The 11111-nt window shown below is 73.8% G+C and carries 10 protein-coding genes; 5 read left to right on the plus strand and 5 right to left on the minus strand.

Annotated features, from left to right (window positions below):
* Positions 1-113: 113 nt before the first annotated feature.
* Entirely contained in the window at positions 114-2459 is a 2346-nt protein-coding gene (locus tag ACKUB9_RS03560) for a lytic transglycosylase domain-containing protein (protein WP_407519411.1), read from the plus strand.
* Positions 2460-2469: 10 nt separating this feature from the next.
* Here the strand turns inward: ACKUB9_RS03560 and ACKUB9_RS03565 are convergent, their stop codons facing one another.
* Together ACKUB9_RS03565 and ACKUB9_RS03570 are read right to left on the minus strand one after the other, a co-directional pair.
* Positions 2470-3324: a prephenate dehydratase gene (locus ACKUB9_RS03565; protein ID WP_407519412.1), complete on the minus strand. Its 855-nt coding sequence runs from the start codon at positions 3322-3324 to the stop codon at positions 2470-2472.
* Between the two features lie 133 nt (positions 3325-3457).
* Positions 3458-4201, minus strand: coding sequence for a 3-deoxy-manno-octulosonate cytidylyltransferase (locus ACKUB9_RS03570; RefSeq protein WP_407519413.1), 744 nt, complete (start codon positions 4199-4201; stop codon positions 3458-3460).
* A 275-nt stretch (positions 4202-4476) separates the two neighbouring features.
* Here ACKUB9_RS03570 and ACKUB9_RS03575 point away from each other — a divergent pair, with 275 nt between their 5' ends.
* The 4 genes from ACKUB9_RS03575 (at position 4477) to ACKUB9_RS03590 (ending at position 8064) form a co-directional block, all read left to right on the plus strand.
* Positions 4477-5016, plus strand: coding sequence for a c-type cytochrome (locus tag ACKUB9_RS03575; RefSeq protein WP_407519414.1), 540 nt, complete (start codon positions 4477-4479; stop codon positions 5014-5016).
* 181 nt (positions 5017-5197) lie between these two features.
* Positions 5198-7090 carry a flagellar motor protein MotB gene (locus ACKUB9_RS03580; RefSeq protein WP_407519415.1) on the plus strand — a complete coding sequence of 631 codons (1893 nt, stop codon included), beginning with the start codon at positions 5198-5200 and terminating at the stop codon, positions 7088-7090.
* On the plus strand, positions 7087-7395 hold the full coding sequence (locus ACKUB9_RS03585; RefSeq protein ID WP_407519416.1) for a hypothetical protein: 309 nt from the start codon (positions 7087-7089) through the stop codon (positions 7393-7395). The genes ACKUB9_RS03580 and ACKUB9_RS03585 overlap by 4 nt, the downstream gene beginning before the upstream one ends.
* 168 nt (positions 7396-7563) lie before the next feature.
* On the plus strand, positions 7564-8064 hold the full coding sequence (locus ACKUB9_RS03590; protein ID WP_407519417.1) for a GNAT family N-acetyltransferase: 501 nt from the start codon (positions 7564-7566) through the stop codon (positions 8062-8064).
* A gap of 2 nt (positions 8065-8066) precedes the next feature.
* Here ACKUB9_RS03590 and ACKUB9_RS03595 read toward each other — a convergent pair whose 3' ends face one another.
* The 3 genes from ACKUB9_RS03595 to ACKUB9_RS03605 all read right to left on the minus strand — a co-directional run bounded on the left by ACKUB9_RS03595 (position 8067) and on the right by ACKUB9_RS03605 (position 11027).
* Positions 8067-8531 (minus strand): type II toxin-antitoxin system YhaV family toxin, encoded by a 465-nt coding sequence (locus ACKUB9_RS03595; protein ID WP_407519418.1) that lies wholly within the window; start codon positions 8529-8531, stop codon positions 8067-8069.
* Positions 8532-8535: 4 nt separating this feature from the next.
* On the minus strand, positions 8536-8862 hold the full coding sequence (locus tag ACKUB9_RS03600) for a type II toxin-antitoxin system PrlF family antitoxin (protein ID WP_407519419.1): 327 nt from the start codon (positions 8860-8862) through the stop codon (positions 8536-8538).
* An 86-nt stretch (positions 8863-8948) separates the two neighbouring features.
* Entirely contained in the window at positions 8949-11027 is a 2079-nt protein-coding gene (locus ACKUB9_RS03605) for a hypothetical protein (protein WP_407519420.1), read from the minus strand.
* Between the last annotated feature and the right edge of the window lie 84 nt (positions 11028-11111).

Below are 11111 nucleotides of genomic sequence, written 5' to 3' on the forward strand. Positions count from 1 at the left end.
GAGACATAGGCCGTCGCCCCGCGCGGCGCAAACCGCAACCGCTACGGTTAGTGCGTTCTTAACGCGACGCTTCCACGATGGCGTGTCCGCTCTCGATCGGGGGAACGAGGACCATGCAGCTCTCGCCTGAGCACCGCCGCCTCGCGGCCCTGGCCCTGCTGGCCACCGGCACCGCGATGGTGGCGGTCTGCGGCCACGGGGTTCTGGCGGCCGGTCCCGCCCTCCCGGCCGCCGAGGCGCCGGCTCCCGTGACGGCCGCCGCGGTGGCGAGTCCCGCGCAGGAGGGCCGCCAGGACGGCGGGCAAGAAGGTCGCCAAGAGAGTCGCCAAGAGGGTCTCGACGAGGTCGCGGGCGCGCTGCGCGCCACCGTTCCGGCGGACGCCGCCAAGGCCCCCTCCAAGGCGCCTTCGGCCGGAGGCCTGCCGGCGGGCGCGACCGCCTACGCGTCGGCCGATCCCGACGCGCCGATCCCCTTTCCCGGCCCGGACCTGCCGGTCACGCCGCCCGCCCCGGTCCCGACCGTGCCCGATCCGGGCCGCCCCACCCCCGCGGTCGAGGTCGACGCGCCGGCCCTGCGCAGCGCCATCGAGGCCTATCGCCGGGGTCAGGTGGACGAGGGCGACCGGCTCCGGGACGGCTTCCAGGATCCCGCCATCCGCAGCCTCCTCGACTGGGTGGCGATCCGCGCCGGGGCCGGCATCGGCTTCGAGCGGATCATCGGCTTCATCCGCGACAACGCGGATTGGCCGGTCGGCGGCATGATGCGGCGGCGCGCCGAGGAGGCGCTGCTGAGCCAGCGCAAATCCCCGGGCGTGGTGCGCGCCTACTTCGCCACGCGCAAGCCCGGCAGCGCGCCGGGCAAGTTCTCCCTCGCCCTCGCGCTCAAGGCCGAGGGCCTGCACGAGGATGCGGGTTCGCTGGTGCGCGACCTCTGGCGCGACGAGAGCTTCGGCCGCACCCTCGAACTCAAGGTGCTCGACGCCTTCCCGGGCGTGATCACCGAGATCGACCAGCGCTACCGCATGGAGCGGGCGCTGATGAAGGAGGATTGGGAGGCCGCCGGCCGGGCCGCGGCCTACGCGGGCAAGAGCTACGGCACGCTGGTGCGCGCCCGCCGCGCCGTGGAGGCCAAGGCCTCGAACGCGCAGAGCGCCCTCGACGCGGTGCCGCCGAGCCTGCGCGGCGACTCCTCGTTCCAGTTCTCCCGCGCCCAGCTCCTGCGCCGGCTCGACAAGCCGGTGGAGGCCGCCGCGGCCCTGCTCGCCGCCCCGCGCAACCCCGAGGTGCTGGTCGATCCCGAGGAATGGTGGGTCGAGCGCCGCATCGTCGCCCGCAAGCTGCTCGATGCCGGCGACGCCAGGACCGCCTACGCGGTGGTGGCCGGGCACAGCGCCCGGGTGGTGGAAAAACGCATCGAGGCGGAGTTCCACGCCGGCTGGATCGCCCTGCGCTTCCTCGACGACGCGGCGCTGGGCGCCAAGCACTTCGCGGCCGCCGCCGAGGTGGCGGAGACGCCGATCTCGGTGGCCCGCGCCGCCTACTGGCAGGGCCGCGCCGCCGAGGCGATGGGCCGCGAGGCGGAGGCGAGGGCCTTCTACGAGCGCGCCGCCGCCCTGCCGATCGCCTATTACGGGCAGCTCGCCCGGGCGAAGCTCGGCCGCAGCGACTTCGCCCTGCGCATCCCCGGCACGCTCGAAGGCCCCGCCCGCGCGGCCTTCGACAACCGCACGGTGATCCGGGCGCTGCGCCTGCTCGCCGCCGCCGGGCTGAAGGAGCAGGCGCTCCCGCTCTACATCGACCTCGCCCAGCGCCTCACCGATCCGGCCGAGCTGAATGCGCTCGGCGACGTCGCGGTGGCGGACAACGACCCGCGCGCCCTGGTGGCGCTCGGCAAGGTGGCGGTGCAGCGCGGCCTGCCGCTCGACCCGCACGCCTACCCGACCATCGGCATCCCGGCCTACGAGGCGTCGGCGGCGGTGCCGCTGGTGGAGAAGGCGATGGTCTTCGCCATCGCCCGGCAGGAGAGCCAGTTCGATCCGCGGGCGCAGTCGGGCGTGGGTGCGCGGGGCCTGATGCAGATGATGCCGGCCACCGCCCAGCGCACCGCCCGGCGCGTCAGCGCCGCCTTCGACGTGGGCCGCCTCATCAGCGACCCGGCCTACAACGCCCGCCTCGGCCACGCCCATCTCGGCGAGCTGATGGAGGATTGGCGCGGCTCCTACATCCTCGCCTTCGCCTCCTACAACGCGGGCGGCGGCAACGTGAAGAAGTGGATCGACGCCTACGGCGATCCCCGCACCCCCGGCGTGGACCCGGTGGACTGGGTGGAGCGGATCCCCTTCACGGAGACCCGCAACTACGTCCAGCGCGTGACCGAGAACCTGCAGGTCTACCGCAACCGCCTCGACGGCAAGAGCGCGCTCCTGATCCTGGACGACCTGCGGCGCGGCGCGAAGTAGCCCTCGGCCCCTACTCGGCGAGGGGCTTGGTGCTCTCGCGAAAAGGATGGGCCGGATAGGTGCCGATGATCCGCAGCTCGCGCGAGAAGAACGCGAGTTCGTCGAGCGCCCGGCGGAGCGGAGCCTCCTCGGGATGGCCGTCGACCTCGGCGTAGAACTGGGTCGCGGTGAACTGACCCTCGACCATGTAGCTCTCGAGCTTCGTCATGTTGACGCCGTTGGTGGCGAAGCCCCCGAGCGCCTTGTAGAGCGCCGCCGGCAGGTTGCGCACGCGGAAGACGAAGCTCGTCACGGTGGGGCCGTTGTCGGGCGGGGGAGGGGCCGCCTCGCGGGCGAGCACCACGAAGCGCGTGGTGTTGTGGGCCTCGTCCTCCACGTCCTCCTCTAGGATCGTGAGGCCGTAGATCTCGGCGGCGAGCCGCGGCGAGAGGGCGGCCCGGGTCTGGTCGCCGCTCTGGGCGACCTCGCGCGCCGCGCCCGCGGTGTCGCCCGCGACCACGGCCTTGAGGCCGAGGCGGCGGATCACCCGGCGGCACTGGCCGAGGGCGTGGACGTGGCTGTGCACGGTCCGGACGTCGCCGATCGCGGTGCCCGGCAGCGCCATCAGCTGGAAGTGGATCGGCAGGAACTGCTCGCCGACGATGTGCAGCCCGGAGGCCGGCAGCAGGTGGTGGATGTCCGCCACCCGGCCCGCGATGGAATTTTCGATCGGGATCATGCCGAGCTGCGCCGAGCCGTCCACCACCGCGGCGAACGCATCCTCGAAGGTGGCGCAGGGCAGCGGGGTCCAGTCCGGATAGGCTTCGGCGCAGATCAGGTGCGAATTCGCGCCCGGCTCGCCCTGGTAGGAGATGACTTGGCTCATTGGAAGACTCTTCAGAGCATTGTCCGACGAAGGGGAGACCGGTTCGTCGCAGACAATGCGTGAGATCAAAGACTTGGAGCTGCGCCCGATGGCAGCGCGATCGGGCGCTGCTCCAGGGCGTTCGCCCGGTGGATCAGTTGAGGCGCCGCGCGGCCATGACCGCGCGGGCGCGGTCGAGGTCGTCGGGCGTGTCGACGCCGAGCGGCACGTCGGTCACCAGGACGGCGTCGATGCGCAGGCCCGCCTCCAGCGCGCGCAGCTGCTCCAGCTTCTCGCGCTGCTCCAGCGGGCTCGGCGGCAGGGAAACGAAGCGCTCCAGCGCGCGGCGGCGATAGGCGTAGAGGCCGATGTGGTGGTAGAGCGGCCCCTCGCCCCAGGGAGCGGTGGCGCGGGTGAAGTAGAGGGCGCGCAGGCGGGTGGGCGTGATCGGGCTGCCCACGAGCTTGACCACGCTCGGCTCCGTGCGCTCCTCCTCCCGCACGATCTCGGCGCAGAGCGTGGCGATGTCGACCGCCTTGTCGGCGAGCGGCGTCACGGCGGCGGCGATGACCGCCGGGTCGATGGTCGGCAGATCCCCCTGCACGTTGACCACCACGTCGTGGCGGCCCTCGGGGTCGATCACCGCCAGCGCCTCGGCGAGGCGGTCCGAGCCGGAGGGATGGTCGGGCCGGGTCATCACGGCGAGCCCGCCCGCCGCCTCGATGGCGGCCACCACCGCCGGGGTGTCGGTGCAGACCACCACCGGCCCCACGCCGGATTCGATCGCCCGGCGCCAGACATGCACGATCATCGGCTCACCCAGGATGTCGGCGAGCGGCTTTTCGGGCAGGCGCGTGGCGGCGAGCCGGGCGGGGATCAGGATCAGGGGATCGGACATGGGACGGAACGGGGATTGCGGGATCTTTCTGAACCGGGGGCTCCATAGAGCATTTCCGTCCGGTATGGACACTCCAGCCGGAGAGAAAATCGAGCCGGCGCCATCCCCAGAGGGTTGGCGCTGCGACCAACCGACAGGGCCCTGCACCATTGTCAACGTCATCGCAGAACGGCTAAGCACCCGCGCGAGTTCGCACCGCGCGGCCCTGCGGCCGGTCCTGCATTCCCCACCCGCCTACGAGGCCCTGCTCGTTCGAGCACCGGAGCTGCCGAGACATGGATTCCTTCGAGCTTAACAAGATCGCCGGCGCCGTGCTGGGCGCGCTGCTCCTCGCGATGGGCACGGGGTTCCTGGCCGAGTTGATCTACAAGCCGAAGCCCGCGGGAGACCGTGGCTACGCGCTGCCGGCCGCGCAGGAGACGGCGGGCGGCGCCCCGGCCGAGGCGCAGAAGGAGGAGCCGCTGCCGGTGCGCCTCGCCAGCGCGGACGCCACCAAGGGCCAGTCGGCCGCCAAGAAGTGCGCCGCCTGCCACAGCTTCGACAAGGGCGGCGCGAACAAGGTCGGCCCGAACCTCTACGACGTCGTCGGCCGCGCCAAGGGCAGCCACGCGGGCTTCAACTACTCGGCCGCGCTCAAGGCCAAGGGCGGCGACTGGAGCTACGACGACCTCGACCACTTCATCCACGCGCCGAAGGGCTACGTCTCGGGCACCATCATGGCTTTCGCGGGCATCCCGTCGGGGGCGGAGCGGGCCGACATCCTGGCCTACCTGAAGACCCTCTCGGACAAGCCGGTGGATTTTCCCAAGCCCTGACGGGCGGGACGGCATCGGACGGCCGGGCGGGGGCCCGGCCTTCGTCGCTTGAAGCGACGCGCATCGCCTTGCTCGCGCCGAAAACCGGGTGAAGATGCGTCGGGCGCGGCCGCCCCCGGCGGGGTGCCGCCGAGAAGACCCGGCCGGCGCAGCGCCGGACTGCATCCGCGAGGTGGCTGTCGTGTCGCTCCGTTCGCTCGGCTGGCTCGCCGGCCTTCCGGTTCTCGCCGGTCTCGGCTTCGGGACCGTGCACTGGACCGCGCCGCATCTCGACCAGGACCTGACCGGCCCGGCCGAGGCCGTCGCCACCGCCACGTCGAGCGAGGCGGGTGAGCCGTGGCTCCGGATCGAGCGCCGCGGGCGCGACCTCGTCGCGCTGGGCGAGGCGCCGACGCCCGCCGAGCGCGACGCCGCCCTCGACCGCCTGCGCGACCTTCCCGGCCCGCGGCGGATCATCGACCGCGTCGGCGTGGTGGCCGAGCAGAACCCCTTCGTCTGGAGCGCGACGCGCCGCGACGACGACCGCATCGACCTCCTGGGCTACCGCCCCGCCGAGATGCGCCGCTCTGCGCTGACGGAGCGCCTCGGGGCGATCCTGCCCGGCGACGTGACGCTGCGCGACCATGCCCGCGCGGCCCGGGGGGCGCCCGCGGGCTTCGCCGAGGCCGCCGACTTCCTGCTGCGCCAGGTCGTGCGCCTCGGCCCCGGCGCCACCGCGACCCTTCAAGACCGCACGCTCACGCTCCAGGGCGAGGCGATGACCGTGGACGCCTACGAGGCGGTCCGCGCCGATCTCGGGCGCCCGCCCGCCGGCTTCGTGCTCGGCGACGGCGCGCCGGAGCCCGCCACCGTGAAGCCCTTCACCTGGGCGGCCACGCGCGCGCCGGACGGCCGCATCCGCCTGTCCGGCCACACCGTCTCGGAGACCGAGCGGGCGGCGATCCTGGGCGCGGCCCGGGCGCTGGCCAACGGCGCCCCGGTCGAGGATGCCATGCGCACCGCCCGCGGCCTGCCCGCGGGCGTCGACGCGCGGGCGCTGACCGATCGGGCCTTCGCGGCGCTGGCCCTCGTGCGCGACGGCAGCGTCACCCTGGAGGGGTCGGCCCTGTCGGTGCGCGGCGCGGCCATCGACGCGCAGGCGGTGCAGGAGGCGGACGCCCTCACCACCGGGAGCCTGCCGGACGGCGTCACGCGCGGCAGCGTCGACCTGACGGCGAGTCCCGTCTCGCCCTACGTGGTCGGCATCCGGCGGGCGGGCGAGACCGTGACCGTCACCGGGCACCTGCCGACGCCTGAGAGCCGCGCGGCCCTCCTGGCCGCCCTGCGCCCGCACTTCTTCGGGGAGCGCATCCTCGACCGCACCCGTCTCGCCGAGGGCGCGCCGCCCGACCTCCTGCGGGCACTGCAGGGCGCGGCGGCCCCGCTCGGGCAGCTCGCGGCCGGCGAGGTCACGGCGACCGATCAGGTGCTGCGCATCGCGGGCGAGAGTCTCTACCCGGAGAGCGCCCGCCGCCTCTCGGCCTCGGGCGACCGGCTCGCCCCGTCCGGCTGGCGCGCCGAGGTCGCGGTCTCCGCCCGGGACGCCCCCAGGCTCCTCGACGCCGACGCCTGCCGCACGGGCTTCGACGCGCGGCTCGCGGCCCGCACGGTCCGCTTCGCCCCCGGCAGCGCCGATCTCGAACCGGACTTTTACCCGTTGCTCGACGACCTCGCGGCGCTCGCCCGCTCCTGCCCGGACGAGCGCATCGAGGTGGCGGGCCACGTCGATCCGCCCGGCACCGCCCCGCCGCCGGCCCCCAAGCCGCCTCCGCCGGCGCCGCCGAAGGGCAAGGCCGCGAACGCGAAGAAGGCCGCCGAGAAGACCGCTCAGGACAAGCCGGCCCAAGACAAGCCCACTGAGGAAAAACCCGCCGAGACGGCGATGCCGGATGTGGGCCTGCCCCAGCGGCGCGCCGCCGTGATCGTCGATTACCTGCTCAAGGCCGGCGTGCCGGCCCAGCGCGTCGGGCCGGGACCGGCCGAGACGATGGCCGAGCGCCGGGCCGTGGCCTTCGCGGTGTCGAGGACCCGGTGACGCTGCTCCTCGCGCAGCTCTGGCCGGCCGCCCTGGCGGCGCTGCTGCTCGGCCTCGCGGTGGGCTGGTGGTTCGGCTGGCCGGGCGACCGCGCCGCCCACGCGGCGGCCGTGCTGATCGCCGCGGGCGCGCTCGTCCTGGCCGCGGTGGCGGCCGGCGAGGTCGTGCCCGGGGAGCCGGGATTGTGGGTCGAGACGGCGGCCCTGCTGCTGGTGCCCTACGCGATCGGCTGCCTCGCGGGCGCCGTCCTCCGGCGGCGCGGCCCGGCGCCGGATGCGCCGACCCCCACGGACCGGGCCGGGTGAGGCCGGATCCAGCGTTTGCGCGCGGTGCCCGGCGCTGCTATCCCGCAGCGCGGCTCGCGGCGAGGGCCGGACGGGAGCGGCGGATGGCGGCGCGGCGGGGCGAAGCGCGACGACGGCGGGACTGATCCGCCCCTCGTCCCCGTCCCCCCGATTCCGCGAGCTTCGTCCGTGAGCAGCCTTCCTCTTGTCATCCGTCCCGAGACCGCGCGCGACGCCGAGGCGATCGAGCGCCTGCACGAGCGCGCCTTCGGCCCCGGCCGCTTCGCCCGCACCGCCTATCGCCTGCGCGAGGGCGTGAGCCATCTCACCGATCTCTCCTTCACGGCCCTCGTCGGCACGCTGCTCGTCGGCTCGGTGCGGGTGTCGCCCGCGCGGGCGGGCGGCGCCCCGGCGCTGGTGCTGGGTCCGCTCACGGTCGATCCGGCCTTCGGCAGCCGCGGCATCGGGGCGGCGCTGACCACCGCCTCGATCGAGGCCGCACGCGCCCAGGACCACGGCATCGTGCTGTTGGTCGGCGACGCGCCCTACTACGCCCGGTTCGGCTTCCGCCCGCTTCCGCCCGGGCGCCTGACGCTGCCCGGACCGGTCGATCCCGCCCGCTTCCTCGCCCTCGCGCTGCGCGAGGGCGCTCTCGACGGCGTGTCGGGCGCGGTGGTCGGGGGGGCGTGAGATCACCCCTCGTCGGCAGCGTCAAGGCCGACGGAGGCGGCGAGGAGTGCCTCCCAGTCGTCCGGCGGGGTGTTGCGATCCAGCATGGTGCTGAACACCGCGTAGGGGTCGGTGCGCGCACCCCGGCTGCGGAGCGTGTCGCGGTCGTTCACCCAGGCGTAGATGATGACGCGCGCCTCGCTGCTGTAGCGGAAGAACAGGCGGAACCGCTGCCCGCCGAACTTCGCGCGAAACCAGTGCCGCCGCTCCGGCCCGAGGGTGCCGCCCTGACGGTACTCCGGTCGGGCGGGATCGGCCGGAATGCGCTCGAAGACGAGGTGATTCAAGGCCGAGAGGAGCTTGGCGTTGGCTCCCGTCCGGTAGCCGTCCGGATCCTTGGCCCGGGCCCGCTCGACCGCGGCGGTCAGCCGTTCGAGCTGTTCGAGGAAGAGCGGATGGCCGACGAGGTGCCAGCCGCGGACGATCATGCGCTCACAGATCGACCGCGCCGCCGATCGGCGCGTCCGGATCGTCCTCCACCCCATCGACGAGGTCCTGGATCCTCGCGGCCAGTGCGGGCGTGAGCGTCCGGAGCGCCTGCGGCCGTGTCAGCATGTCGGCGGCCAGAACGGCCAGGAAGCGGGTGACGACGGGGTCCTCGTCGTCCTCGTCCACCCGGTGCAGCGTCACGCCGGCCTCGGTCACCCGGAAGGCGATCCGCCCGCCGGGCTCCACCCCCAGCGCCCGCCGGACGGCCTTGGGCACCGTCGTCTGGCCCTTGGCCGTGACCGTGCTGATCGCCTCGTGCTCGATGGTCATGGTCCTGCTCAGGTCACGGCTCTGCTCTTGGCGAACAGGTAAGCTCTTGGCGAAGAGTAAGGAAAATTCCTTACTTCGGCAAGAGGTCAGGCGCGCCCGCGCCGCCCTTCGCTGAGCCACATGGCGAGCACCGCGGCCGTCAGGAGCGCCAGGGCCACGAGCCCGAGCGCCAGGGGATAGACCGAGACGCCCCGCACCACCGCGCTGTCGCTCGGCCGGAAGCCGATCCACTCGGCCCCGGCGAGACGGCCCGAGCGGGCGATCTGGAGCCGCGGCACCGTCACGCTGCCGCCGGCCTCGGCGAGGCGGCGCACCGAGCCGCCCGTGGCCTCGGCTACCGGGCGCAGCCGCTCGGTGTCGCTGAACACGTCCACGAGTTCGCGCGGGTTGGCCGGGCCGACGCTCACGAAGGTGACGAGGCTGCCCGAGCGCAGGGTGTGCAGGCCGAGTTCCCCCGCCTCGAAGGTGGTGGAGAACAGGCCGGGCTTCTCGGGCTCCAGGGCGAGGGTGCGGGTCGTGCCGTTCGGCGCCGTCACGGTGACGGGTTCGGCTGAGTCGGACATGGTCTGGCGCTCGATGCGCACCTCGCGGCCGTGGCCGGTGGCGGCGGCGCGCAGCGCCTCCTCCTCCAGGGCCGGCTCCTTCATCAGCCAGTGGCCGAGGCGGCGCAGCAGGTCGAGATGCGGCCCGCCCTCCTGGTAGCCCCGCGCCCACAGCCAGGCGTGGTCGGAGAGCAGCAGGGCGACCCGGCCCTTGTCCTCGCGAGAGAGGGCCAGCAGCGGCAGCGCGTCGGCGCCCGCCATGATCGGGGTGATGCCGGGCCGCACCGCCGCCCCGATCACCCGCAGCCAGTCGCCCCAGGCCGGCGGGTTCGCCTCCGAGCCCGGCAGGTCGCGGGTGACCGGATGGCGCTGGCCGCTGCCCGTGAGCGCGGCCTTGAAGGGCCGCTCGACCACACGCCCGTTCGGCTCGCCGGGCAGGATCGCGGCGAGCCGGGTGCGCGCGAGGCTCGCCGCCGAGGCGAATTCGGGTCCCGCCGCGATCAGCAGCGCCCCGCCCTCGCGCACGTAGCGCACGATGTTGTCGAAGTAGCTCGACGGCAGCACGCTCTGATTGGCGTAGCGGTCGAAGATGATGAGGTCGAAGTCGCGGATCTTTTGCTGGAACAGCTCGCGGGTCGGGAAGGCGATCAGCGAGAGTTCGGAGATCGGGGTGCCGTCCTGCTTCTCGGGCGGGCGCAAGATGGTGAAGTGCACGAGGTCGACGTTGGCGTCGGACTTGAGCAGGTTGCGCCACGTGCGCTCGCCCGCATGCGGCTCGCCGGAGACGAGGAGGACGCGCAGTTTCTCGCGGATGCCCTCGATGGGCAGCACCGCGCGGTTGTTGGCGGTGGTGAGTTCGCCCGGCAGCGCCTCGGCCTCGATCTCCACCACGTTGGGCCCGCCGTGCTCGATGCGCAGGGTCAGCGCGAAGGGGCGCCCGGTGCGCACGGTCTGGCGGGCCACCTCTTCGCCGTCGCGGCGCACCGTCACCACGGCCGAGCCGGTGCCGCCGCGCTCCATCACCTCGGCGCGGATGGTCTGCTCGCGCCCGACGATGCCGAAGCGCGGCGCCTCGATCAGGCGGATCTGCCGGTCGCGCTCGTCGGGCCGGCCGGTGACGAGGACGTGCAACGGCGCCTTGAAGCCGAGGGCGGCGGCGTTGGCCGGAACGTCGTGGACGACGCCGTCCGTCACCATGACGACGCCCGCCAGCCGGTCCGGCGGCACGTCGGCCAGCGCGTTCGAGAGCGCGGTGAAGAGCTTGGTGCCTTCGTCGCTGCCCGCCTCCGGCACCTCGATGAAGCGCGGCTCGATCTCGGTGAGGCTGCCGAAACGGCGCTGCAGTTCCGCCCGGACCTGATCGGTCATGGCCGGCCGGTCGCCGAGGCCCTGCGAGCCCGAGCGGTCGACGACGATGGCGGCGATGTCCTTGACCGGCTCGCGCTCCTCCTGGACCAGCGCCGGGTTGGCGAGCGCCGCCAGCACCAGGGCGAGGACGAGGACGCGCAGCAGCGCCACCGGCCCGCGGGCGAGGAACGCCACCACGCCGAGCAGCACGATCACGGCGGCGAGGCCCCACAGGACCGGAACCGGGATCAGGGGCGAGACGCTCAGGCTCAGCATGAAAGGACCTCAGCGTCTCGCGGCCGCACTCCTTGCAGGCGCGGGATCCCCTCTCCCGTGCGGCCCGCGCCATCTTCGTGGATC

The sequence above is a fragment of the Methylobacterium oryzisoli genome, assembly GCF_046557895.1.
In the GTDB taxonomy this organism is placed as follows: Bacteria; Pseudomonadota; Alphaproteobacteria; order Rhizobiales; family Beijerinckiaceae; genus Methylobacterium; species Methylobacterium oryzisoli.

Coding starts and splice junctions, on each gene's coding strand:
- ACKUB9_RS03560 (WP_407519411.1), top strand. CDS start 114: ATGCAGCTCTCGCCTGAGCACCGCCGCCTCGCGGCCCTGGCCCTGCTG.
- ACKUB9_RS03565 (WP_407519412.1), bottom strand. CDS start 3,324: ATGAGCCAAGTCATCTCCTACCAGGGCGAGCCGGGCGCGAATTCGCAC.
- ACKUB9_RS03570 (WP_407519413.1), bottom strand. CDS start 4,201: ATGTCCGATCCCCTGATCCTGATCCCCGCCCGGCTCGCCGCCACGCGC.
- ACKUB9_RS03575 (WP_407519414.1), top strand. CDS start 4,477: ATGGATTCCTTCGAGCTTAACAAGATCGCCGGCGCCGTGCTGGGCGCG.
- ACKUB9_RS03595 (WP_407519418.1), bottom strand. CDS start 8,531: ATGATCGTCCGCGGCTGGCACCTCGTCGGCCATCCGCTCTTCCTCGAA.
- ACKUB9_RS03600 (WP_407519419.1), bottom strand. CDS start 8,862: ATGACCATCGAGCACGAGGCGATCAGCACGGTCACGGCCAAGGGCCAG.
- ACKUB9_RS03605 (WP_407519420.1), bottom strand. CDS start 11,027: ATGCTGAGCCTGAGCGTCTCGCCCCTGATCCCGGTTCCGGTCCTGTGG.